The organism is Chloroflexota bacterium, from assembly GCA_034717495.1.
GTDB lineage: Bacteria > Chloroflexota > Anaerolineae > JAAEKA01 > JAAEKA01 > JAYELL01.
This window is the reverse complement of sequence record JAYELL010000060.1, coordinates 1-23712: the sequence shown is the minus strand read 5'-3', so window position 1 is coordinate 23712 and position 23712 is coordinate 1. Positions and strand designations below refer to the sequence as shown.

The following is a 23712-nucleotide window of genomic DNA, read 5'->3' as shown; positions in this document are numbered from 1 at the left end:
AGGCGTAGACAACGCCAAGCGTGCGCGCTTCCCCCCTGGCAGTCACCATACTGACGACTCCAAAGAGTTCCTGCTCGATTTCTTTCCAGACTTGTTTGCTTTGACAAACCTTTAGTTTTGATATACAATGATTTATATAAAGGAAATTGTATATGCTTAAATATACTCTGCTCGGTTTTCTCAACTACCAATCATACTCTGGCTATGACCTGAAACAGATGATGGATGTTTCCACATCCAATTTTTGGCACGCCAAACAGAGCCAGATTTACACCACGCTCAAAAAGCTGGAGCAGGATGAACTGGTCATCTCACACATCGAACCCCAGGAACGCCGCCCCAACCGGCGCGTTTATGAGATCACCGAAGCCGGGCAAGCGGACTTACGAGAATGGCTGGTCCAGCCGCTGATGACAATCGAACCTCACAAGGAAACCTTACTGCTCAAGCTGTTTTTCTCTGCTCAATTGAATCCGCAGACGATCTTGACTGAACTGCGCCTGCAACGCAATTTGCATCAGGCAAAATTGGAGAAGTACCAGACCACAACCAAAGAGGTGATCCGCCAATTTGCCGCCAGCACAGACATGGCCGATGACGCCCGGTTATGGGAAACGACCCGCCGTTTTGGCGAATTATTCGAAGAGATGTACATTCGCTGGCTGGACGAAACGATTGAGATGGTGGAGAGGTGGTGATTGGGGATGGGTAATCCAGGAAGCAAGACGTCCGATCTATTGTTTTTTTTCTCAATTATATCAATTTTTATATATAATTATCAACTAAAGGAGAATCCACAATGTCGAACCAAACCCCAGGTTTACGCCCCAAAAATATTGCCCAGGCCATCGAAGGCATGGCGCTCAGTTTCAATCCTGAAGCAGCCGGCGACATACAGGCTACCATCCAATTTCACGTTTCCGGCCAAGATGGTGGCGACTGGAACCTCACTATCGCTGACGGCCAATGCCGCTGCCAAAACGGCATGGTCGCTGAGCCCACCCTCACCATCAACACCCCTGCCGATATCTGGCTGGCCATCGCCCGCAAGGAGCGAAGCGGGGCGATGGCCCTGATGACCGGCAAATACAAAGCCAGCGGCAAGATGAGCTTGCTGCTGAAGATGGACAATATCTTCTCCCGCCAGGCCACGGAAGCGGAATTGGCTGCAAAAGGTTGGCTGTAAAATGAAAGTCCTTGCCCTGAACGGCTCCCCCCGCATGAAAGCCAGCAGCACCTACCACATGCTGACACCCTTGCTCGAAGGCATGGAAGCGGCTGGCGCAGAGACCGAACTGATCCACATCCGCAAGCTCGATCTCGAGGTCTGCATCGGCTGCTACACCTGCTGGGTGCGCACGCCCGGCGAGTGCATCCACAAAGACAAAGACAGCATGGTCGCCGCCATGGATCGCTACAACACCGCTGACCTGGTCATTTTTGGCACGCCTCTTTACCACTTCAGCATGAGCGGCATCATGAAAACTTTCATCGACCGCACCCTGCCGCGCATTGAACCCTGGCTGATCCCCCACCCCGACCTCCCCGGCGTGACCTTCCACCCGGAGCGTTTCCACAAGCCCAACAAGATCATGCTGGTCTCGCCCTGCGGCTTCCCGGAGTTCGAGCACTTCGAGTCACTGGTGGCGACCTTCCGGCACATGGCCCGTATGGAGCGCTTTGAATACGTCGGCGAGATCCTGCGTCCCGGCGCTGAAGCACTCAGCCGTCGCTCGCTGCAAGGTTTGTTCAGCGGCTATTACGATTTGCTGCGACAAGCGGGCGAGCAAATCATCCAGGAGGGCGGCATTTCCGACGATTTGCAGGTGGAATTGCGCAAAGACCTCTTCCCCGGCGGCAAACAGGCTTTCTACGATATGGCCGGCGCTTACTGGGAACAGCAGATGGACCGCTTCAAGGTGCCCGAGGAGATGCGCCACACCGTGCCGATTTTAGCTGCCGATCTGGATAGCGTGCCCTATGTGCCCGGCGGCCGGGAGGCAGCACCCAAAGGTGTTGTGCAGATCGATGGCCGGTATTACGTCTCCAATGAGCACATGCTCAACTACCTGGCAGGCATGTACAATCCCAAGGCCATCCCCGACCTGCGGGCGACGATCCAGTTCACCATCACCCCTCCGAAACTCGCTTTCGATCCCGGGCCCAGCGACTGGTACATGGATATCAACGACGGGGGATGCAGTGTCCATCAGGGCCGCACCGCCCTGCCCACGCTGGCCATCACCACCCCGCACGAAGTCTGGCAGGATATCGGCATGGGCCTGCAGGACGCTGAAGCCGCTTTCACCGATGGCAAATTCGACGCTAACGGTTCGATGACCCTGCTGGAGCAGTTCCCGCAGATTTTCGAGTATCCCCAACCCGGAGAGAGCGGGCGCGTGAACCCCGAACTGGATATGATCTATGGCCCTCTCATCAGCCGAGTTCCTGGTGTAAATGGAAGCAGCCCCAATGTCCTCACATGAACCGTCAGGCCACCAAGGCAGGCATATCCGGCCCAAAGAATCCCAGACGATCACCATCTTTAATAACGACGCTCAAATCCCATACCTGGCAGTTTTCATCGCAGACTTGCTGATAGCCTAAATAGGGAGCCATTTTCGTGCGAGAGATAAGCAATTTGGAATTGATGAAAATGGTGTAAAGCTCATCGACGCTGATGCCAACGCGTTCGAGAAGCATTTGCAGGCTTTCGCTCTCAATCGCGTCAAGTTCGATAACGCTATTACCTGAGGGACTGTCATCGGAGGCATAGCGGCGCAGTTTTCCGTAGAGGTGAATGGAGATCATGAATTTCCCCTTGTATGATTATTCATATTTAACCACGATCTTGCCCATAGCTTTCTTCTCGGCCGTGGGGATGATGCCTAATGTCGCGACAATATCCTCTTTACAGATGCGCAAACGGGCAAAATGAATATCAACTTGATTAGGAAAGGGGATAAATTCACTGATTTCCCAACCGTAATGAGGCAGTTCGCGGTAGTAAAAAGCTTGCAGCGCGCCGATGTCGCTGCTCCCATCGTAGGCTTGCCAGCTATCATCGTTTGGCGCGTCGGGGACCAGGCTGGCGGGGGGAACGGGAGCGTAATCGGGGGGCAGAGGCAGCCCTCTCTCGTTGATGGTCAAGTCGTTGATGTGGTCGAGAAAACGAAGACTGGCGATAATCTGCGTGGCTTGTGGCTCAAAATCGGTGCGTTCTTCCCTGGGATGTGAAACCATAAAGTGCAGAATGACCGCCTCCCGCGCCAAGATTCCCGCCCACAGGCGACGGTTCTGGCGCTGCGGCATCTGGATTTCGGCTTCAAAGCCATTTGCGCCGCCCATGCTAAAAGGGGATGATCCAAGTTTCTTCGCACCCAGCATGATGGATAATTTGGTAATATGTTGATTCCAGAGTGGGGCGATTGGCTCGCGGCGACCGTTCCACTCGCCACGTACAAGCAGGTGAGCGGCTTGCCCGTTAGCAACGTCGGTTTGGCCGAAAGCTTCAGCATTTTTCGCAAAGCCGTCGGCACCGACATTGGACTGGTGCGTCCAGTCGTCGGGATAAGTCAACTCGAATCCCCACAGCGGATGTTGGAAGATCGCCATTCTTTCTTATCCTCCGCCCACTGCCGGGATATAGGCGATGCGATCACCCTCAGCGATGATCTCTTCCGGCTCGGCTTGGAGACCGTTTCGCATGATGACTTTGACCTCAGCAATTGGCAGTCCAAGCTGATCGCACAACTCAGCTAAGGTCGTCCCCTCATGGATTTCGAGAATCTTCGGCTCGCCGACGCCTAACTCAGGCAGGTATTTTCTTAGAGTGGCAAAAACACGGACTTCTACTTCCATGATTGTGGCTCAACGTGTCGCGTGCTGTACGATGCGTTGACGCTTATCCAAACGGAACACGCAACACGAAGTTTATGAATTCCAGAAGAGCCAACCCTGTTGCCAAAATGGCCAAACTAAAGAGAGGCTTGCGCGTAGAACCGCAAGCCTCTCTGCCAAAGCCAAGTTAGTCTTCGTGCACCCAGGCGTAAACCTGATCAAGGTCTTCGTCTGCCATCGTCCACTTGACGTTGTGCGGAGGCAGAGCCTCATCACGCATGAACTCTGGCAAGCGGTCATCGGCGGTAGTGAAGCCGGCCGCTTCATTAAAGAGACGCTCTATCTTGAGAACCTCTTTGCCGATTGCGAGCACGTCGTCGCCGGTGATGTCGAGACCAGTCACGCCCGCCACAGATTCAGCCATGCCCGCCCAACCTTCGGGGATGTCGAGGATCGGGAAGGCGATGAAAAGGCAGTAGCCGGTGCTGTCAATGAAAGCGGTCGCGGACTGGAAGGTCAACGAAAGGCCCGCTTTATCGGTATGCGTAAGTGGATCCACTTTGCCGCCCACGCCGGCGATTTCAGGGGCGATGGTGTAGCCGGAGGTGTGGTCTGCGCCCATGGCGGTGGTGGCGTAGGTCACGCCGATGCCTTTGATGGCACGCGGCTCATAGGCGGGCATGGACTGCCCTTTGACGGTGGGAACGCGGTAAACGCCAAAGGCTTTGGCGGTCGCTTCCACGCCCTGGCCAAATACACGTCCAAGTGGCGTTCCGCTGCGGACCTCATCAAAGGTTTTCAGTGCACCCTCTGTATCGCCAAATTCGAGATAGCCGCCATCCATCGCGATCGCAATCGTGTTCCCAGCTTCGATGGTATCGAGACCGATGTCGTTGCACTCCCAGGTGGCCTGGGCAATATATTCGATGTCGTCAATGCCGCAGTTCGCACCCAAAGCCCAGGATGTTTCGTACTCGATGACCGAGACGAAGGCTGTGCCGTCCTCGTGGGGGTAAATGCTGGAGCACTGCATGATGCAGCCGGGGTGGCAGGCGTGATGCTTTGTCCCGACGCCGCCGCGCGCTTCGATATTCTCCACGACAGCTTCGCCCGAAATCTTCGCGGCACCTTCAAATTGCCCGGCGCTAAAATTACGGGTGGGCAAACCACCTGCCTCGTTAATGATATTCATCAAGACATTGGTGCCGAAAGTCCACAAACCGCCGTCTCTCTTGGTCAGATCATGCGCCCCGATAGCTGCGGTCAGTTTTTTGCGCCCTGTTTTGAAGAGATCCATGTTGGCAACTTCAACACCAGGACCGCCTTTGTCATCAACCACCATGACCTTGACGCCGCGCGCGCCCATGACCGCGCCAAGACCGCCGCGTCCGGCGTAGCGACCTGGTTCACCTTCAGGATCGTTGACGGAGATACCTGCATTGGAGAGTTTCATCTCGCCGGCAGGCCCAATGCCGATCACTGCGGGCTTGTTAGGATATTTCTCCCACATCAGGGTATCAATCTCATACATACCCTTGCCCATCAGGTCTGCGGCATCTTCAAATTGGACACCATCCTTGTCAATGAAAATGCTGTACCATTTGCCATCTTTGGGCATCCCCTCAAGGATGATCGCGGCAAGCCCAAGTTTGGCAATCTTCTGGCTGGAAAGCCCACCGGAGTTGGCTTCTTTGATGCCACCCGTGAGCGGGCTCTTGCCGCCGAAGGAGGTGCGTCCGCTGCTGGGCGCGGCCGGTGAACCAGATACCCAGCCAGGAGCAATAGCAAGCTTATTGTTCGGCCCCAGCGGATGACAGGTGGGGTCTACCTCGTCAGCAACAATCGATGAGGTCAATCCTCGGCCTGCCCAACGAGCCCATTTTTCAGGGACTGGCTCGTAGGTTGCTTCGAGCTTGGTCATATTGATACGAAGAATCTGTTTTGCCATGATACACTCCTTTTTCGATTGATGATTGGGTTGGATCAGTAGATGTTGTGCATCGCACCGCGTTTTCGCAAGGTCTCTGTCAGCGTCTCGGACATGCGAATCCCGTCGCGATATTGGTAGGGCCACATGTGCTGAAGCGAAAAGATACCAACATGGTCACCGTCCTCCAAGGGCTCGTCTAAAGAAGCCTGGAGGCCGGGCATGTCGCAAAGAACGGCGTTGATTAACAAATAGCTCTTTTGGTCGTGGGCAATCCCAAAGTAATCCAGTAAATCCCGAACGATTGCATTTGCCTTGAGTTTTACTACTTTCTGGGCAACGTATTTCCCTCCTGCAAACTGTGCAAGTGAACCATACAGGGTGACATCAACGTTGACAGATGACATGAAATATTCCATGAGGTTGCCCCTTTTCCATACCGTCTTAAATATAGCATCAATCCGAAAGTTACACAAACAAAGAGACGCCAAAAGTGGGCCAGTTTTTGGCGCGGCTGCACTGCTCTGGTACGCCCCCACTGAGATGCACGATATGGCGCTAATGGTATCCCCCGCGGGGAAGATTTGTTCGGCTGGCTGGGCTGCGGTCCGTATGTGTAGCGCCTGGATCGGAAGTTTTGGTGGATAGGGCGCATGTCTGACACATCCAGGCAAGGGATGCCGGCCTCGATGCAGGCAATCTGCGCCAATGGCTGGCGTTGCTGGACGGATACGATGACGGCGCTCACGTCATCCTGGAGGGCAGCGTGCAAGCTGGCGAGATCATGGACATCCACCTGAGCAAAGGAAACGTTTGCCCCCAGGCGGCCAGCGGTCTGCTTGCCCCGCACCGCTCTGTAATCGCCCACCACCGGCGCATCGGGACCAAACTGGCGGATGACTTCACGGCAAATGTGCTATCCCAGGCCGCCGCCAACGCCGAGGACGAGGATGTTTTTCTTGTTCACCGTTCATTCACCACCAGCACAATCCGCCCCTTCACCGCGGCCTGCTCGATTAACTCATGCGCCTGCGCGGCATCTTCCAGCCCCATGCGCCGCCCGATGACCGGCTTGATCTTGCCCTGGGCCAGCAGGTCGAACAGTGCGGTTAAATCCTGGCGGAACCAGTCGGGCTGCTTTTTGCGCAGATCGCCGATGGAGTAGAAGGATGTCGAGCGGCCATTGGGCAGGATGTTCCAGAGCTTGACGCGCATGAATTCGATGGGAACGTTGCCACCCTTGCCCATGGATTGATTGTAGAAACCGTAAGCGACCAGTATGCCGCCCTTTTTCAGCGACTCGAACGAACGTTGAAAGTTGTCGCCGCCGATGGCATCGAAGGCCGCGTCCACGCCGCCGATGGCCTGCATCCGGGCGACGAAATCGTCGCTCTGGTAGTCAATCGGGATTCCGCCCAGGCTTTCGACCAGGGCGTGTTTGGACTTCGACGCCGTGCCGTACATCTCCAGATCGAGGAGGCGGCCCAGTTGCAGCAACGCCGTGCCCACCGCCCCGCCCGCGCCGTGGACGAGAACCCGCTGTCCGCTCTGCACTTTGGCAACGCGATGCAGCAACTGATAGGCGGTGACGTAGGAGAGCACCATGCTCACCGCTTCGGCGGGGTCCAGATCCGAAGGGACGGGAACCAGCGAATCGGCCGGGCGACAGATGTACTCGCTGTAAGCCCCGAAGACGATCAGGTCCGCCACCATCTGGCCTGGTTCCAAGCCACTGACGCCGGCCCCCACCTTGTCTACCACCCCGACCATATCGTAGCCAGGCGAAAGCGGCGGTTTTTCCTTGAAACCGTAATAAATGCCTTTGCGGACGAGGGTGTCGGTAAAGGTGGCGCTGGCCGCCAATACCTTCACTCTCACTTCCCCTGCCTGCGGTTCGGGCAAGGTTGTTTCTTCGACAACCTGGAGCACTTCCGGGCCGCCGAATTCGTTGAGGATTACTTTTTTGTAGTTCATTTTTACTCCTTGCAAGAAAGGTAATTACGGTGTATACTTGCTTTGTCTGCTGCACAATAAATGACGTTCGGGAAGTCATATCGTGATATTTTGTTCCGAGCGCCACCACACCGCTTAGGATTAGAGGTAGTAATGGTAAGAGAAGCACAATTGATCAAAATAGGAAATTCACAGGGAATAAGATTGCCAAAGTGGATGGTTTCGAAATATGGTTTTGGAAAAAAAATCCTTTTGGAGGAAGTTTCGGACGGTATTTTGATCCGCGCTATCGACAGCGATAAACTCAGTTGGGAAGACACCTACAAGGCAATGTCTGAGGCGCAAGAAGCGTGGTCGGATTGGCAAGATGTGGACATGGAGCTGGACGCACATTTATGATAGTCAAAAGATATGACATCTACTTAGCCAATCTTGATCCGACGATAGGTTCCGAAATCAGGAAGACGCGGCCGGTGGTGATTGTCAGCGATGACATGATGAATAAGTATCTTGAAACGGTCGTTGCCTGTCCGTTGACGACAAAACTGCATTCCGCGTGGCGCAGTCGTATTCAAACCACGTGCCAGGGAGAAGACGCCGAAATTGCTGTTGACCAAATCCGTGCGCTTTCAAAATTACGGTTAATCAAGAAATTGGATCGTCTGTCGCAAACAGACATCAGGCTTTTACGTCAGCTCATCACAGAAATGTACGGGGAATGATGGCAAGCCATCTCGTCCAGTGCCTTTGAATCACTCCTTAAACTTGTGTTAGGCAACTCCAAGAAAACATTTCCCTCAGAACTGATTGTCTCCCTGGAGTTGCTCACGGCCTTTCCCGAATTTTTCAGGGAATCAATTTCTTGGAAAGGCCTTAGCAGGTCATTCCCTCACCCAACTAGCCGTGTACTCGGCCAGTTCGTCAGGCTTTTCAATGCTGGGTTCTCTGACTCGCCACTCGCCCAGCAATCCCAACTCGTTGGCCGTGAGTTCAAAGTGGCTCATGGCGATGCCCATATCGATGCGTTGCAGATCATCGCCTTTTACAAATCTCAAACCTAATCCAGACCGATATCCGGGAGTTCGCTGAAGATAAAAATGCCAGGCGCTGCCATCCTTGACGATCCGCCACGGCTGCTTGTTGGAGGCGGACGGCCCCAAACGCACCATTTCCAGCGGCACGTCATACGCGCCGGCCGCGTCACGCGAAATCGGAGCGCCGAATTGCCGGTCAAAGAACAGCTTGTCCCACGGTTTTCTGTGAGCGCCACCGACAAATTGGCGAACCAAGCCATTTTCAGAACCACCTGCCGCGTAGCCAATAGACGTGACGATTGGTATCAATTCTCCGTCCCTGGCCGAGATTTTTTGGGCAAACCTGCCCTTGGTGAAAGTCCCTCCCAGCCAGCATGTGCCCAGGCCCAGGTCTGTTGCGAACAGGACGATGCGCTCCATCGCATAGCCCAAATCCTCCAGTCCTTTGTCGGTGTCTTCCACCGCGCTGATGATGAAGCCCCTGGGATTTCTGATAAAGCCATACGTCCCCAACCCTTTCTGGGCTTTTGAGTCTTGGGGCGTCGCAGCGACGAGTTTGAATCGCACTCGGTTACTAAAAGGCCCTGTTTGGGTGGCGGATAAAAAGTCTTCCAACTGTTGTCGCTTTTCTTCTTCGATGGGAGTTTTGAGATAACTCCGGCAGGAAAAGCATTGTTTGATGAGGTCTGTGACGGGTTTGTTATATTGCATAACAGCTTATCTGTAGCTCATTTTTGTTCTTGAAGGTACTCAAAACTCTCCCGGATTGCTGTCTCCGCGTCGCGGGGGGAGAAACCCAATTCGGTGCGAGCTTTCGAGATATTCATCTGCAATTTCGCATCGTAGTACAGTTCCACCTGATTGCGCATCATCATTGGTTCTTTGCCCGTGAATTTGCTGCCGAGTTCCATCAAAGCCGCGATCATCATCAACGCCCGGCGGGGGGCGCGGCGCGGAATCTTGACACTGGGGTTGAACTCCTGAGCCAGTTCTAATGATGCGCCTGGTGCTTACCGAATTTTCCGTGGCGAGCATATACCGTTCATCGGCGCGTCCTTTTTCGGCGGCGGCAATCATACCTGTTGCCACATCCCGAACATCCACAAGGTTGAAGTAGAAGTTGACATCGATAAAGATCTCGTTGTGCAATGCCCGCCGCCGCAGAGCCATTGTCGGTGTGGGGTTGAAACTATTGGGGCCGACGATCCCACAGGGCAAAACAGAAACCATTGCAAGCTCCCGCTCCTCGGCCAGTTTCCAGGCCAGTTGCTCGGACTCGGCCTTTGACTGGTAGTACGGATTGTCGTGGAAGTCGCTATTCCACTGTGTCTCGTCAACGGCTCCTGAGATGTGGGGCAAGGTGACGGTGGAGCTAACGTACACCACTCGGCACACGCCTTGCTCAGCCGCAGCCTCCAGCACATTGCGCGTGCCCTGCAAATTCGGCTCGATGATCTCTTTCTGCGGGTCGCGCGCCCAATTTTTGAAGACAGCCGCCACCTGGTAGAGCGTGTCCACGCCCTCCAGCGCACGCAGCAGCGAGTCTTTATCCATCAGATCGGCCTGCACGATTTCGCAGTCCAGGCCCTCGAAGGGGATGCGGTTGTTTGGGTTGCGCACGCTCGCGCGTACCGCCTGCCCGCTGGCAAGCAAGGCGCGCACGAGGTTATTGCCGAGGTGGCCGTTCGCGCCGGTGACGAGGTTGAGTTTGGTCATGATTAAGTGGTTTGAGTGAGTGGTTGGTTGGTCAAATTGTGATGTGCCGCCATACCAGGAGCGCTGAACAGGCAACGATAACGAGGATGCCGATGGGTAGCAGTCCGTACTTAATCGTTGTCATCAGGCTGGCAAAGCGCGCCACCCCATCGAGCCGGGCCGGATAAGCGAGACCTATTGCCATGATGCTGACGTTTTCGGCCAGATCGGCCAACCCGGCGACAAAGGGCAACAGGATCAGATACTGAAGCGGATGGTCGGGAGCAACAAGGCGGTGCAAGAGCCAGGCGGTGGTGAAGGCGAAAAGCAACGAATAAACTACCGGGAAGATGATGTCAGCGACCAGATGCATGGTAAGGTAGGATTGCCGGCCCGCCGCGCCCAGCGCCTCCAGTAGAGCATAGACCTGATCGGGCGTGTAGCTAAACCTCGAATCCAGGATCATCAACCCATCCGATTGAGCTGTGAGGGCGCGGACGCCAAAAGAGACATTTGAAACGTTGAGCAGTAGCGAGATAGCAATCGTAGCGATGAGCAGAACGAGAATGGCACGGCCCGTTGCGTGTTTTTGGACGCTCCGACGTATTTGCTTGAGAATCGTATCTTCCTCCATTTGAGTTATTTTCATCTTGGCGTCGTTTTCCCACTTCGAATAGCGCTCAATAATGCCAGCACTCTGGTCGTCCAATCGAAAGTGCGATTTTGCCGTTTCCGCCAACTATCATAGAGAGGGAGGTAGGTGATGGACGCCGGCCTTGGACCGAAATCCCAATAGCCCTGCTCGTTTTGTTTTTCCCACAGCCAGGTGAAGGCTTCCCCGACAATTTCGGGCGCAGCGGGGAACAAGCGAGCGAGCATTTCCAGGGAGGCTAGCCAGCGGTCGAGGGGACCAGGTTGTTGCGGTGGCGGGGGCTTCAAAGGGATGTTCAAGTAGCCGATGCCGTCGGGCCTTTCCCACAGCCATTGGAGTAATATTTGCTCCAGCGGCGGGGGCAACGCACCCGCACGGAAGCCTAACAGATTGAGTTGGTATTTGCCGTTCAGCACCAGATAGCTGTCTTTGACCGTAGCGCCAGTGAGTGCGATGTGGGCGCGTATCTCGTCTTCTTCTCGATACGCCCCCGACTGAAAGGTCCGCCGCGCGATCTCAAGCCAAGATGTGCGGTCTTCCTCCAGCAATGGATGGTCGGAATGAATGAGCGAGAGTGTGGATGCCAAGAACAGGCGTTTGCCCATTTGCCAGCGATCGTTCTTCTCTTGGCGGTCCGGGAACTCGAATTCTCCTTTCATGATCTGGATGATGTAATTCGCTGCCTTTTGCAGAATGGGGTGTGAGGCATCCAGCCCCAGCGCTAGGGCGCGCTCGACGCCCATTTCCGTCGTGATGATCTTTTGTTTCCTGCGGGAAGCCTGCGAGTGAAACGCGCCCCAACTGCCGTCGGGCCACTGCTCCGCAGCCAGTTCCCGGACGCCGTGGCTCTCATCGAGTGCTGCTTTCGCCCGCGCGAGTTCGGGATCGTGGGCCGGTCTCTGCAGCACATCGCGCAGCAGGCGATAGCGCACAACGGGGCCGGGGTTTTGGCCGAGAAGATCGTTCGCGATGGCAACAAGGTTTGGGTGGGGCATCGATCACGTTTTACGTTTGACGCTTTACAAGCATCGCATAGTTCCATCCCAGAATCGTCAGCCCCGATAGCATCAGCGCGTAGCGCAGCCAATCGAAAACCGGGTGGGGGAAGGTGTAGACCAGGATGCCGATCAGCGGATAGCCGACCCACAGGCTGATCTTGAGCAGCTTCTCCAGAAATGTGTCGCCGGGCAGCACGAAGGCGAAGAGAAAAAAGCCCAGATAGCTGCTGTGGAACTTGAGTTGGCTCCACACCATGCGCTCCTGCAGGTCGGCCAGGGCGATAGGCAGGCCATGCAGGGCGGTTGTCAGTTGGGTAAGGATGTCGTGGTTTTCCAGCAAATCCAGGTAGGCGGTGATCAGCACCGCGCCCAGGGCGATGGTCACGAGCAGGCTATTGCTCTCATCGCGGACAGCCATCGCCAGGAAGATGAAGGCGGCCGCGTAAAACATGATGAAGAGATTGTCGAGAGTGAGAATCAGGCGCAACGGTAATTCCGCGGCCACGATCCCGCGGGCATAGATGTCCACGTCGTTGACCAGCTCGAAGTCTTGAGCCGTGACGCCGTTGTTGAACAGTGAGACGAGTAGCATCCCCACCAACATCAGGGCGGCGGCGAAGGCGGTGATGGACAGATATTTGTAGAGTTGGGAGGTAGACATGAGATGATTGGTTGGTTGGGGGGTGCGCATAATTGCTAACTCCTGGCAAACGGACTCAGCCTGGCTGCCAACCGCGAAACGCTGGCTATCAGGGCGCGAAGTCCTAAGACGGAAAATGGCAGCAGTACGGTCACGTATCTGTTTACATCAGAGCGGATGAGCATCAGAGCGTCGTGCATGTCCGTAGGGCAGGTGATCGATAGCCCGCCGATGTTCAGCGGCTTCTCGCCGATGCAATCATACATCACCGGCACACGCACGAGAACCAATCCAGAAACTTGATGATTTTTCGAGAAGGATTTCCCATCGCGTTCATAACGGTCACCTACAGTTGCTGCCACTCGCCATCTGCCACTTGCCCCCGCTACTTGCCACCTGCGATCCCCATCCGCCTCATCATCGCCCTGATCTCTGTCTCGAACAGCGCTTCGGCGTCCCCCTCTTCCGGATCGGCGCACAGATGTCCGAACTGTTCCAGCGAGACCAGGCCGTGGATCCGGGCCCAGCCGGCCAGGGCGAAATGAACGACTGCCGGTGATCCTGTGTAGCCGAATTTGTCGATCCACGGCTGCAATTGCGCCATCAGCTCCGGCGCCGGTTCGGGCACCCGCAGTTGTCCGGCCCGGTCGATGGCATCCAGCACACTGATGAAGACTATCATGCTTTGCGCCGCGGCCGGGTCGGTGATCTCCGGCGGAGCATGGTAGCCGGGGATGGGCGTGCCGAAGATAAGCTGATAATCGGCGGGATGCGCCAACGCCCAGTTGCGGTAGGCGTGGGCAGTTTGCAACACCCGCGCAGCATGGTCGCCCTCCGGCTGAGCATCCCGGGCTACTTGCAGGGCTGTGGCCAGGGAATGATACGCATCCACAATCAGGGCCGTGACCAGCTCATCGCGGCTGGCGAAATAGCGATAGAGCGCAGGACTGGTCATGCCCATTTCACGGGCGATGGCACGCAGGGAAAGAGAAGCCGCCCCCCTCTCGGCCATATGCTGGCGGGCGATCTGCTTGATCTCGTCGGTGGTGGCGGCGCGTTGGCGCTCTCTTCGGGTCTGAGACACAGGGTTGCTTTCATTGCTAACTAAAATTATATATGTAAATTTCTGTTATCATCGATAACAATATATCAGACTTGACTGCGTTTGTCAAGGGTACGCTTCCAGTTCAATACCACCGTCGATCAGCGGCAGTTGTCGGCACCGGCTGCCGGCAACTACATCTACTCGTGAAAGCATAGTATAATGTTTTTGCGCATGCTTCATTTTCGAGGGCCAGTTGGTTTACACTCTCTGCCGCAGTCCTGGAAGGTGCATTTTGGCAACGCTCCTATTGGTTGAGGATGAGTCTAATCTGGCACGAGTCATCATACGCGAGCTTGAAAGAGCTGGTTATGAGGTCCTGCACGCCGGCGACGGGTTAACTGCCTTGCAACTGCACGCCAGCCAGCAGCCTGACGCAATCATCCTGGACTGGATGTTGCCCCAATTGGATGGGCTGGAAGTCTTGCGTCGAATCCGTCAGACCGCGGCAACGCCTGTGCTGATGCTGACGGCGCGAGATGATGTGGTCGACCGAGTGGTAGGGCTGGAGGTCGGCGCAGACGATTACCTGACCAAGCCTTTCAGTATGCGCGAGTTGGTGGCGCGGGTGCGGGCTCTGCTCCGGCGGTCCGAACTCATCCGGCAAATGTTGCAGGCAGATCGTGACGGGCCTCTCACTCCAATCAGCCGGGGCCCGCTCCTGCTCGACCCCGCAGCACACCTGGTAAGTTTGGACGGTGAGCCCATTGAACTGAGCCGGACAGAGTTCAATCTGTTGCATTTGTTGTTGCGCAATCCCGGCCGCGCCTTTAGCCGAACTTTTTTGCTCGATACGGTTTGGGGCGAGAGCTATTTTGGCGGCGACCGTTCGGTGGACAACGCCATCCTGCGACTGCGCAAGAAACTGGGGTCGCTGGGCGAAGCGATCGAGACGGTGTGGGGAGTTGGCTACCGATGGCGACGAGAATAGCAGACTGGCGGCTACAGATGTCAAGCGGCAGCCCCGTACGCACATTCTTTGAGGCCCTGCTGTTGGGAATCACCTTGCTGATTTTGTTGGTGCAGCTTGGAACCGACCTCCCTGCAATGAGATATCTGAGCAGTGTTGTTTCCATCACCCTGGTTTGTGCAATGGCTTGTGCGCTTCGGTTGACTGTTCCGGCCGGTTCGTGGCGCAGACAGCTCATCTACGAGTTCGTCGCCGGGCTAATAGCCGTCCTGCTGATAGCCTGGCTGCTCTTCCGGTTTATTCATCTCCTGGCCCCAGAGGCCCAGCTCGAACAGATGTTGTCGGGTGACGTTGCATCGACGTATGCAACGATGGTGCGTGTCGGGCCTGTCATCGTCTTGTTCATATTCATCATGCTTCGCATCTTGAAGCACGCCTGGCGTTCTTGGGAGCAGATGCGACGAAAACACCTGATCTGGCAAATAGCACACGGGCAGCTCTTGATGGTTGTTCTGGTCGTAGCGCTCGCGGGGGTTGGCACGATTGTCACGGCATCTTTGGGGGAACCCGGCCCTTTGCTCGTCTCCCTTTTCAATGTACTTGCAGGTGTTATGACCTACGCGAGTGGGTTGTCCGTCGTTCTTTTGCTGTTCATTTTGGCTCCAGCATCCATCCTGGCGTACTTTGTTTCACGCCGCATCACGCGCCGCTTGCAGCGTTTGACCAAAGCGACCGGCGCGCTGCGGGCGGGCGATTACCGGGTGCGCGTACAAGTGACAGGTGAAGACGAGGTGGCCCAGCTTCAATCGGATTTCAACGCCATGGCGGATGATCTCGAACGTGCGTTGCGCGAGTTGCAGGCCGAGCGCGATGCGGTCGCCGCGCTCCTCGAGTCGCGCCGCGAGCTGTTTGCCAGTGTTTCTCATGATCTGCGGACGCCGGTGGCGACTCTGCGGGGGACCATCGAATCAGCCCTTGAGCGCGAGACCGCTGCTCTGTCGCCTGTTTTGCGGCAGGATATGGAGATCATGGACGGCGAGGTAATCCACCTGCAGCGTTTGATTGACGACCTGTTCACGGTAGCGCGCACCGAGTTGGACAGGTTAGGATTCCAGATGCAGCCCACCGAGATCCTCCCCTTGTTGCAACGCGTCGTGAAAAGCGCATCGCCCATCGCCTGGCGAAAAGGCAAAGTTCAGATGGTCGCCGATCTCCCGCCCCAATTGCCCCTTGTCAAAGTAGACAAGATTCGGTTGGAACAGATTGTGAACAACTTGCTGCAGAACGCTCTCCGCCACACACCGCCGGGCGGAATCGTCGTCGTATCGGCTCGTACCGAACCGCGCGCGGTTGTCATCCAGGTCAAGGATACCGGCGAGGGCATTGTGGCCGAAGACCTTTCCCACATCTGGGAACGTTACTACCGCGTCGATGAGACTCGCGCAGAACGCAGAGGCGGGACCGGGTTGGGGCTGGCGCTGGTTAAAGAACTGACCGAGGCGATGGGGGGGACGGTTTCAGTCGAGAGCCAAGTCGGCAAGGGAAGCTGTTTCACGATATGGTTCCCTTGCGCCGATTAAGGAGCATTCACATCCGGAGCCATGGATCAAGTCGCTAAACGCGACTTTTTTTGATTCTACGACAAAGTTGCGACAATTCCGTGATGCTTTTGCGACAGTTCAGGACTACAGTGGTAGGTGAAGCATAAGACTAACTAAAATGGAGGAAACCATGCAGAACCTTACACTTGTTGCCCTGGCCCTGATACTGTTATCGGCATTTCTCACTGGGTGTGCAACTGATTCAACGCCCACTGCCGAAACCATCGAGGCAGCGCCCAGTACTGAAATCACCGATGCAGCCGACGTAGCATCCGGAGCTGTAATCACCGACGAACGGTGGGAGGAAGGAGACTGTCCCTTCGACGTGCCGAAAATAGTGGCCTTCGGCAAAGAGCTGATCTGCGGTTACGTCACCGTGCCGGAGCAGCACGCCAACCCCAACGGGCCAACGATCCGGCTGGCGGTTGCTATTCTGAAGAGCGATAGCGACACCCCAGCCCCTGACCCGTATGTGTACTTCACCGGCGGCCCTGGCGGGAACATATTTGACATGGCCCCCGCCATGCTGTCAAAGTTCGGCGCACCTATCCGCGCCGACCGTGACATCGTGTTGATGAGCGAACGCGGTACCTATGGAGCCGAGCCTTTCCTGGACTGCCCCGAACTCGCCATCGTGGATGAGCACTTTGGCGCGTCACCTGAGGAACTCGACGCGCTCAAGCTGGAAGCCTTCACCAACTGCCGGGAGCGCCTGGTGAGTGACGGGATCAACCTGAACGCCTACAACAACCCCGAACGAGCCGCCGACGTGCCGCTGGTGATGGAGGTTCTGGGCTACAAAGAATACAATCTCAGTGGCCTTTCAGGCGGGGGGCTGCTGACGCAAGTGGTCGTGCGTGATCATCCTGCTGGAGTTCGCACGATCATGACCGACAGCGGCGCTTTCCCCAAGGCACATATGAGCGAGGTGACAGTTCCCCTGATCACCAATATCGACGCCAGTTTCCGATTGTTGTTCGAGGAATGCGCCGCCGACGCGGTTTGCAGCGAGCACTATCCTGACCTGGAACGTGTTTTCTTTGACCTCATCGCAGGCTTGAACACCAATCCCGCGCCGCTGACTATCGAGAATCCGGCAACGGGTGAGGGCGTGGAAATTGCACTGACCGGCGATCTGGCTATCCAGGTGCTTACCAACAGCTTCGGTGGTGGTATGGTCGCAAGCCTGCCCAAAGCCATCTATGAGATGGCAGATGGTGACTTCACGATGATCTCCGGCCTCCTTCCCTCCGCATTTGCAGGCGACACCGGCATCGGCTTTGCCGACGGCATGTACCAATCTGTGTTCTGCGCTGACATCGGCTACATGACGATAGATGACTTTGCTACCGATGACGCCTACCCCGAGATTGTCCAGGCGCTAAAGCCGGCGGCACAACTCGTCGTTGACATCTGCTCGCTGTGGGACGTTGAGAGCCTGCCGCCTGGAGATGTGGTGGTGAGCGACAGCGTGCCGGCGCTGATCATGGAAGGCGTGTACGACACCAACAAGCCGCCCGAGCTGGGCGCTGAGGTCGCCAAGAGCTTTGGCACCAGCTACCTGGCCGAGTTCGGCGATCAGGCGCATGTGACCCTTAGCCCTTGTTCAATTTCCATGATGGCGGAATTCATGAATAACCCGGCCCAGGCACCTAACATGAGCTGTGTGCCCCAGGCGACATCCTTTGTTCCGCCTGACGGGACGCCGTAGGGGTTGGTCACCTGATCGCAGGCGCCGTTGTCCTGGTTGACGTCAACGGCGCTCTGCGTCAACCCGCCCCATTTCTTCCAGCAGATCGACGGTCTCATCCCACAGTTCCGCACTCATGGAGCTGCGGTCAGGATTGTCACCAGATTGTAGGGATTTGCGCAGCCGCCAGCAGGTTGCGGTCTGCCGTCAGCAACGGTGAGTCTTCGGCCAACGCCGTTGCGGCAATCAGCCGATCCGCCGGATCCTGGTTGATGACGTCAGGCAATTCCACCGCCAATGTGGCAATCTGCGGCGTGATCTGCTGCACCACGATTCTGTTCGCCTCTATCACCAGGTTGATAAAGCTCTGGCAATCAACATCCACCTGGACACGGCCCTTTTTGATCAACATGGCGATCTCCCACAGGGAGATATCACAAACCAGGATGCCACCACTCTCGTTGGCCTGGAGGATGGCCTGCTGCGCATGCTTCGACAGTCGTTCAGGAGCCAGGGCGTCCCAGATGATGACGTGGGTGTCCAGGAGGATCACGAAGATGCGTTCCAATGCTCATCCAGCGGCGACAATACGTCCCCGACCACAGCCGTCTGGCGAAGCGCTTCCAGTTCCTTGCGTGCGACCGATTGGGCGTAATCAGGCGGAACCAGTTTCGCCACTTCGGCGCTGCGGGATGTGAGGAGAATGATTTCGCCCTTTTGCACTTTAGACAGGAAGTGATTCATATTGGCTCGAAACTCGCTAATACCGATGCTGATCATTCTGCAACTCCTTTTCCGCTTGTGTACAATTCAATTGTACACTTTTGTCGCAAAAACCGCAAACTTCTCAAACCGTTCGCATCCTGGCGATGGCTAACTCAGTCCCGGTGCCCGCGCGAGTTCAGGATCGTCCACCGGTTTCCGCCGCACGTCGCGTAGTAGAAGATGCTGTACTAGACGCTATCGCCAGCCTCGCTTTCCAGCAAACCAAGCCTGCCGAAAGAAAGCCGGTACAGCAGATAGTCCCAGGTATTGCCCAGAAGATTGCCCATGCGGATCATGCCCAGGACCGTGAGGATGTCTTCAGCCGTTTCCTGGCCATAACGCCCGACCAGTTGGCGGGTAGCTTCAGGATCAGGCCGGGCGTCATTTTCCGCCCAGTAGCGAGCATAGAGCAATGCAGCGTGTTGCTCTTCCGGCGCATCTTCGGGGATGAGACCCTGGGAAAAGGCGTGCAGCTCATCCTGCGAAAGTCCCGCCTTCAGGGCTTCCCGGTTGTGAAACGTCCGGCAATAGCGGCAGCCGTTCACTTCGGTGACCACCAGCATCAGCCGCTCGCGGAAGATCTCGGGGACCCGTCCCCCCCGCATGGCCTGGCGGATGGCAGCACGCCGGCTCATGGTAGCGCGGAAGTCTTGCCACAAGGTTTTCAGGGTATAGGTGCGCCGCCGAAAAGGTTCCACTACGTCACCTCCTCGCCCAGGATGAGGGCGATCGCATCAGCTCGTCTCGTTGTCCTCGATATGAGGCTTTGTCCACCGATGAAAAAGTATATGCGAGAAATGCCAGCGGGACAAGTTGGGGCAATGAGTGTTACGAGGGCGTGACCAGCGACGCCAGAGGACTTGATCCAACCGCCGGAGCAGGTGTACAATAGCCGGGCTTGTCGACCACTGGCCCCTTGCCAGGCCTGACCCAAAAAGGGGGCTACGCACAGGCTCGACGCCTTATCTGTACTCGTTTAGAGGAAATCATGGACTCGAAGAGGACCGAAGAATTACAGGCAGAGGTGGCAAGCCTGGAAGCCCGACTGGCCGACCTGAAGGCGCGACTGCCGGCTCACTCCGTGCCTCCGACCATGATGGCCGAACTGGATGACCTGGACGATCAGTTGGCCGAGGCGCGAGCGCGGCTGGCGGCAGAGACCGGGGCAGAAACCGAAATTCCACTGGCAGATGAATAATCGGCCAGCACCCGGCGGATTTTGTCGAGGATGAGTTCCCGAGGAGAGTTGTCCAGCAGATGGTTGCGCACATCCTCGTATTGGCAAGGCAAATACTGGCTGAGCAATGACAACGGGATGGGATGCGCTTCCAGGTTGGCCAGCAATTGCGCCAGCGCCGCCTGCACCGCAGGAACGGGCCAGTAGTAACGCGAACGATCGCTGAGGCTATACCTGCGGGCGAAATACTGTTCCCGGGGCGAGCCCCGATAGTGTTTTCGCCAATAGATCGAATCCGCCAGCATCGCTTCATCCAAAGTCTCACGGATATCAGAAAGCGTCACGTCCTTCTCACCTGCCAGCAACTCCTCCTCTATCATCGCCAGGGCGAACACCCTCTCGCGGAAAGCGAATGTGAGACCGGGGCCCACTTTCAGGATGGCAAAATGGTCCTCGACCATCTGCCGCAACGCTGCCGGCGTCTGGTAGTCGGTGGAATGGGCCTCGTAGACCAGGAGCGGCTCGGCCTCGATAAAACCGACCAGGGGCGAGGCCGCCATCCGCTCATAGTCGTAGATGCTGCTGTCTCCAAACTCCACGCCCGGCTGCACCACCACGGCGATGACCCGCTGCCAGGCATCCTCCAACCCCCGGGCCAGGAACGCCGCTCGGGTGATTTCGATGGTCTCGGCCACGTCGTCAGGTTGGGTGACTCGGATGCTACCTTCCTCCTCCTGCGCACCACCAGGGATGGGCACCTCCGTGCCGATGACGTAGCGCGGGGCTCCAGCACCTGCTGATTGCCTGAACGCTTCCTCCGCCACCTGGGCCATGTCAGCCGCTCGCGCCGCGGCAATCTGTTTGGACAGGGGCTCGCTGGAATCGTCGTCGGCCAGTTTCATACTGGCGTCCAGATGGATCTTTTCGTATCCCGCCAGCACGCAGTCCCGCACCAGGTCTCTCGCTTCATCCATGGCCTGCACAGCGGGCTCATCCTGCCAGGGGTTCGGGCCCAGGTGGTCGCCGCCGATGATGATGCGGTCGTGGGAAAGCCCGGCGTCGTCAGCCATGCCGTAAACATAGGCCACGAAATCGCGGGGCGTCATGCCGGTATAACCGCCGAACTGGTTCACCTGGTTGCAGGTGGATTCAATCAGCACCGGCGCATCGCTGGCCCGTGCATGGTGCAGGGCGGCTGCAACGACAAAAGGGTGGGCGGAACAGATGGAGGGGATGCCGATGGACCCGCCAGCTTTCTGCGCCGCCACTATGTTATCCAAATACGAGCTCATACTTCAACTCCAATAAGTGTTTTCCAGGGTGGCAAGCGCTTGCTCCAGCGTGGGCTGACCGGTGATGCCGCCATGTTGTACTGTCGAAAGGGAGCCACAGACGACACCCAAACGCAGCGACCTCTCCATCTCCCATCCATGGAGTATACCGTAAAGAAACCCGGCGTCGAAAGAATCGCCGGCGCCAACGGTATCGGCGACGGACACAGGTAAGGATGGCGCCTGGACAAACTCGCTTTGGCAGCAGGCAATGGCACCCTGTTCGCCCAGTTTTACCGCCACGACCCCGGCTTTTGTTGCCAGATATTGGGCGGCTTCCCGAACATCGGCCAACCCTGTCAGCGATAACACTTCCATCTCGTTGGGCAGGAAAACCGTCGTGTGCTCCAGCACTGATTCAACGCCAGTCCAGCGTTCGTCGGGGTCCCAGTTGGTGTCGAGGGAGGTGCTGAGTCCCAGCAGCCGGGCGCGGGCGAACAGGTCGGGCAGGTCTGGTTGCAGAGCGGTTTGCAGGAAGTAGCTGGTGACATGGAGGTGGCGCGCTTTTTTCAGCAATTCGGAGGGGATTTGTTCGGCGCGCAGGGCGTCGATAGCGCCAACCTGGGTAAGAATGGCCCGGTCAGTTCCCCGGCTGAGAATGACGCTGAGCCCGGTCTTCTGCTCAGGGTCAACGATGACATTCGAAACATCGACCCCGCGTTCTGTCAGGGAATCGAGCATGAAGCGGCCAAAGAGATCTTCCCCGACCACGCCGATGATTCCCACCGTGAGGCCCAATCGAGCCGCGCCACAGGCGAAAATCGCCGCCGATGAGCCCACGGTCAAGGTGGCGTTTTCGACCAGGGTTTCATGTTGTCCGAAGCGAGGTTCCAGATCGGGATCGGAGAGAATCAGGTCGGGATTTATTTCCCCGGCGACGATGATATCGTACAGTTTGTTCATGTGGAGTGGGCATCCTTTGATGTGCCGCGGCTGGAGATCGAGTGATCATATCAGTGTCTGGAGTTACGCAGTTTGCATACTGAGTGCGACCGAAGGGAGCGAACGGGTCAAATGCCGCCCTTCGACAGGCTCAGGATGTCATTTGACCCGTAACTTGGCCAAGTGCGTAACATGAGTCAGTGTGTCAAAAAAGAGACAGCTGCTGTGCGTCGACGGGGCGATAGGGAGGAACACGACGCAGCAGACCAAAACGTGTTATCAGGTCGTCAAGTACAGTTTCCAGCTCGCCGATTCGATCCACCGGGGCGAAGTAACTATCTCCAAACGCCCGCCGGTATCGCCGGCTGAGTCCAGGAAACCGCCGGTCCAGCTCGCCATAGAAGTGTTCCCGCTGCCGGTCCCGCAAGGTCATGCCGAACGAAGGAATCACATGGCTGGCCCCGCTCTCGTGGGCCCGGATCACGATCTGGGCAATGCTGTCCGGATCGTCCTGCAGAAAGGGCAGTACCGGCATTAGCACGACTCCGGTGCGAATGCCCCGCTCTGCCAACGTGGCCATGGCGCGAAACCGGGCTGTTGGTGAAGGTGCCCCCGGCTCGACCTGCCGGGCCAACCCATCATCAGGCGTAGTGATGGTGAAGCTGACCACAGCACTGGTGCGATTGATGGCCTCCAGGGTGTCCAGGTCGCGCAGTACCAGGTCGCTCTTGGTCAATATGTGGATTGGAAAGGCGAATTCGGCAACCACCTCCAGGGCACGACCGGTTAAACCCAGCTTTCGTTCCACTGGCATATAGGGATCGTTCATCGAGCCGGAACCAATGTAGCCCTTTACCCGTTTACGGGCAAGCTCCTGGCGTAACAAGTCCACGGCGTTGGCCTTGACCAGTACCTCGCCATCGAAATCGTTGATGCCGTAACACTCGCTGCGGGAGTCACAGTAGATGCACCCATGCTGGCAGCCACGGTAGAGGTTCATATTGTATTTCAGGCCAAACCAGGTATCGGGCTGTTTCACCGGTGAAAGTAGAACCCTGGCTTGAATCTCGCGAACGGTCACGCTGGAAAAGCTCCTCATCAGAAAGACAGAATTCCTGCATACAACAGTACACCGGGTTGGGCTTTTGGACAAGTTGTATGTCTGAGGAGCTGATGTTACGCATTTCACCGCGGATCGTTTCCAGGCCCCAGTTTGGGAGCGGGCACCATCCCGGCGGAGACCAGAATCCCTCGGGAATGCGTTGCACCTATTCGCACTTGTTGCCCGGTTTCACCCTGTGGTAGAATTCAGCCATGCCTGAACTCCCTGATCTGGAGATCATTCGATTGGCGATCCTTCCGCGCCCATCCCAGGCGCCACGTCACTGGCCCCGATGGCATCGCGGTTGCTTCAGTTGACTTCACTGCACCGGCTGGGAACACCGAAGGAAAGGTGGTAGCCAGGCTTGAGTTGACAGAGGGAAGCACTTACCCGCTGGATCAACACCGGCCCGC

Annotated in this window: 28 protein-coding genes; 9 read left to right on the top strand and 19 right to left on the bottom strand. The window is 56.7% G+C overall.

The window, feature by feature from the left end:
* Positions 1 to 152 precede the first annotated feature (152 nt).
* The 3 genes from U9R25_11990 (at position 153) to U9R25_11980 (ending at position 2486) form a co-directional block, all read left to right on the top strand.
* Entirely contained in the window at positions 153 to 698 is a 546-nt protein-coding gene (locus tag U9R25_11990; GenBank protein ID MEA3336625.1) for a PadR family transcriptional regulator, read from the top strand.
* Between the two features lie 101 nt (positions 699 to 799).
* Positions 800 to 1186 (top strand): SCP2 sterol-binding domain-containing protein, encoded by a 387-nt coding sequence (locus tag U9R25_11985; GenBank protein MEA3336624.1) that lies wholly within the window; start codon positions 800 to 802, stop codon positions 1184 to 1186.
* A 1-nt stretch (position 1187) separates the two neighbouring features.
* Positions 1188 to 2486 (top strand): NAD(P)H-dependent oxidoreductase, encoded by a 1299-nt coding sequence (locus U9R25_11980; GenBank protein MEA3336623.1) that lies wholly within the window; start codon positions 1188 to 1190, stop codon positions 2484 to 2486.
* A 4-nt stretch (positions 2487 to 2490) separates the two neighbouring features.
* Here the strand turns inward: U9R25_11980 and U9R25_11975 are convergent, their stop codons facing one another.
* The 6 genes from U9R25_11975 to U9R25_11950 form a co-directional block, all read right to left on the bottom strand.
* Entirely contained in the window at positions 2491 to 2811 is a 321-nt protein-coding gene (locus U9R25_11975; GenBank protein ID MEA3336622.1) for a hypothetical protein, read from the bottom strand.
* An 18-nt stretch (positions 2812 to 2829) separates the two neighbouring features.
* Positions 2830 to 3615 carry a hypothetical protein gene (locus U9R25_11970; GenBank protein MEA3336621.1) on the bottom strand — a complete coding sequence of 262 codons (786 nt, stop codon included), beginning with the start codon at positions 3613 to 3615 and terminating at the stop codon, positions 2830 to 2832.
* 6 nt (positions 3616 to 3621) lie between these two features.
* Positions 3622 to 3861, bottom strand: coding sequence for a MoaD/ThiS family protein (locus U9R25_11965; protein MEA3336620.1), 240 nt, complete (start codon positions 3859 to 3861; stop codon positions 3622 to 3624).
* A 166-nt stretch (positions 3862 to 4027) separates the two neighbouring features.
* Positions 4028 to 5788 carry an aldehyde ferredoxin oxidoreductase C-terminal domain-containing protein gene (locus tag U9R25_11960; GenBank protein ID MEA3336619.1) on the bottom strand — a complete coding sequence of 587 codons (1761 nt, stop codon included), beginning with the start codon at positions 5786 to 5788 and terminating at the stop codon, positions 4028 to 4030.
* Positions 5789 to 5823: 35 nt separating this feature from the next.
* Positions 5824 to 6174, bottom strand: coding sequence for a hypothetical protein (locus U9R25_11955; protein MEA3336618.1), 351 nt, complete (start codon positions 6172 to 6174; stop codon positions 5824 to 5826).
* A gap of 556 nt (positions 6175 to 6730) precedes the next feature.
* Positions 6731 to 7741, bottom strand: coding sequence for a medium chain dehydrogenase/reductase family protein (locus U9R25_11950; protein ID MEA3336617.1), 1011 nt, complete (start codon positions 7739 to 7741; stop codon positions 6731 to 6733).
* A gap of 132 nt (positions 7742 to 7873) precedes the next feature.
* Here U9R25_11950 and U9R25_11945 point away from each other — a divergent pair, with 132 nt between their 5' ends.
* A complete protein-coding gene (locus U9R25_11945; protein ID MEA3336616.1) occupies positions 7874 to 8119 on the top strand; it encodes an AbrB/MazE/SpoVT family DNA-binding domain-containing protein in 246 nt (81 codons plus the stop codon).
* A complete protein-coding gene (locus tag U9R25_11940; GenBank protein ID MEA3336615.1) occupies positions 8116 to 8442 on the top strand; it encodes a type II toxin-antitoxin system PemK/MazF family toxin in 327 nt (108 codons plus the stop codon). The genes U9R25_11945 and U9R25_11940 overlap by 4 nt, the downstream gene beginning before the upstream one ends.
* 159 nt (positions 8443 to 8601) lie before the next feature.
* Here the strand turns inward: U9R25_11940 and U9R25_11935 are convergent, their stop codons facing one another.
* Genes U9R25_11935 through U9R25_11905 form a run of 7 tightly spaced genes read right to left on the bottom strand, consistent with a single transcriptional unit; the run spans position 8602 to position 13823 of the window.
* Positions 8602 to 9465 (bottom strand): nitroreductase family protein, encoded by an 864-nt coding sequence (locus tag U9R25_11935; GenBank protein ID MEA3336614.1) that lies wholly within the window; start codon positions 9463 to 9465, stop codon positions 8602 to 8604.
* A 39-nt stretch (positions 9466 to 9504) separates the two neighbouring features.
* Complete coding sequence (locus U9R25_11930; protein MEA3336613.1) at positions 9505 to 10470, bottom strand: NAD-dependent epimerase/dehydratase family protein; 966 nt, start codon at positions 10468 to 10470, stop codon at positions 9505 to 9507.
* Positions 10471 to 10501: 31 nt separating this feature from the next.
* A complete protein-coding gene (locus tag U9R25_11925; GenBank protein ID MEA3336612.1) occupies positions 10502 to 11098 on the bottom strand; it encodes a hypothetical protein in 597 nt (198 codons plus the stop codon).
* Positions 11095 to 12096 (bottom strand): hypothetical protein, encoded by a 1002-nt coding sequence (locus U9R25_11920; GenBank protein ID MEA3336611.1) that lies wholly within the window; start codon positions 12094 to 12096, stop codon positions 11095 to 11097. The genes U9R25_11925 and U9R25_11920 overlap by 4 nt, the downstream gene beginning before the upstream one ends.
* Before the next feature lie 10 nt (positions 12097 to 12106).
* Positions 12107 to 12790: a hypothetical protein gene (locus tag U9R25_11915; GenBank protein ID MEA3336610.1), complete on the bottom strand. Its 684-nt coding sequence runs from the start codon at positions 12788 to 12790 to the stop codon at positions 12107 to 12109.
* Positions 12791 to 12795: 5 nt separating this feature from the next.
* The gene (locus tag U9R25_11910; GenBank protein ID MEA3336609.1) at positions 12796 to 13101 is read right to left on the bottom strand and encodes a hypothetical protein; all 306 of its coding nucleotides are present in this window, start codon (positions 13099 to 13101) and stop codon (positions 12796 to 12798) included.
* Between the two features lie 23 nt (positions 13102 to 13124).
* A complete protein-coding gene (locus U9R25_11905; protein ID MEA3336608.1) occupies positions 13125 to 13823 on the bottom strand; it encodes a TetR/AcrR family transcriptional regulator in 699 nt (232 codons plus the stop codon).
* A gap of 253 nt (positions 13824 to 14076) precedes the next feature.
* Here U9R25_11905 and U9R25_11900 point away from each other — a divergent pair, with 253 nt between their 5' ends.
* The 3 genes from U9R25_11900 (at position 14077) to U9R25_11890 (ending at position 18063) form a co-directional block, all read left to right on the top strand.
* Positions 14077 to 14772, top strand: a complete 696-nt coding sequence (locus U9R25_11900; protein MEA3336607.1) for a response regulator transcription factor — start codon at positions 14077 to 14079, stop codon at positions 14770 to 14772.
* 17 nt (positions 14773 to 14789) lie between these two features.
* A complete protein-coding gene (locus tag U9R25_11895) occupies positions 14790 to 16331 on the top strand; it encodes an ATP-binding protein (protein ID MEA3336606.1) in 1542 nt (513 codons plus the stop codon).
* A gap of 151 nt (positions 16332 to 16482) precedes the next feature.
* The gene (locus U9R25_11890; GenBank protein ID MEA3336605.1) at positions 16483 to 18063 is read left to right on the top strand and encodes a hypothetical protein; all 1581 of its coding nucleotides are present in this window, start codon (positions 16483 to 16485) and stop codon (positions 18061 to 18063) included.
* Positions 18064 to 18199: 136 nt separating this feature from the next.
* Here U9R25_11890 and U9R25_11885 read toward each other — a convergent pair whose 3' ends face one another.
* The 3 genes from U9R25_11885 to U9R25_11875 all read right to left on the bottom strand — a co-directional run bounded on the left by U9R25_11885 (position 18200) and on the right by U9R25_11875 (position 19505).
* On the bottom strand, positions 18200 to 18610 hold the full coding sequence (locus tag U9R25_11885; protein MEA3336604.1) for a type II toxin-antitoxin system VapC family toxin: 411 nt from the start codon (positions 18608 to 18610) through the stop codon (positions 18200 to 18202).
* On the bottom strand, positions 18592 to 18822 hold the full coding sequence (locus U9R25_11880) for a type II toxin-antitoxin system prevent-host-death family antitoxin (GenBank protein ID MEA3336603.1): 231 nt from the start codon (positions 18820 to 18822) through the stop codon (positions 18592 to 18594). Before U9R25_11880 ends, U9R25_11885 begins: the two co-directional genes overlap by 19 nt.
* A 173-nt stretch (positions 18823 to 18995) precedes the next feature.
* Positions 18996 to 19505, bottom strand: coding sequence for a carboxymuconolactone decarboxylase family protein (locus U9R25_11875; GenBank protein MEA3336602.1), 510 nt, complete (start codon positions 19503 to 19505; stop codon positions 18996 to 18998).
* A 200-nt stretch (positions 19506 to 19705) separates the two neighbouring features.
* Here U9R25_11875 and U9R25_11870 point away from each other — a divergent pair, with 200 nt between their 5' ends.
* Positions 19706 to 20005, top strand: a complete 300-nt coding sequence (locus tag U9R25_11870; GenBank protein ID MEA3336601.1) for a hypothetical protein — start codon at positions 19706 to 19708, stop codon at positions 20003 to 20005.
* On the opposite strand, the gene U9R25_11865 is transcribed toward U9R25_11870, so the two are convergent.
* From U9R25_11865 to U9R25_11855, 3 genes are all read right to left on the bottom strand, one after another.
* Complete coding sequence (locus U9R25_11865; GenBank protein MEA3336600.1) at positions 19930 to 21276, bottom strand: D-tagatose-bisphosphate aldolase, class II, non-catalytic subunit; 1347 nt, start codon at positions 21274 to 21276, stop codon at positions 19930 to 19932. The genes U9R25_11870 and U9R25_11865 overlap by 76 nt on opposite strands.
* Before the next feature lie 3 nt (positions 21277 to 21279).
* A complete protein-coding gene (locus U9R25_11860; GenBank protein ID MEA3336599.1) occupies positions 21280 to 22218 on the bottom strand; it encodes a sugar kinase in 939 nt (312 codons plus the stop codon).
* Between the two features lie 184 nt (positions 22219 to 22402).
* Positions 22403 to 23278 (bottom strand): radical SAM protein, encoded by an 876-nt coding sequence (locus U9R25_11855; GenBank protein ID MEA3336598.1) that lies wholly within the window; start codon positions 23276 to 23278, stop codon positions 22403 to 22405.
* Between the last annotated feature and the right edge of the window lie 434 nt (positions 23279 to 23712).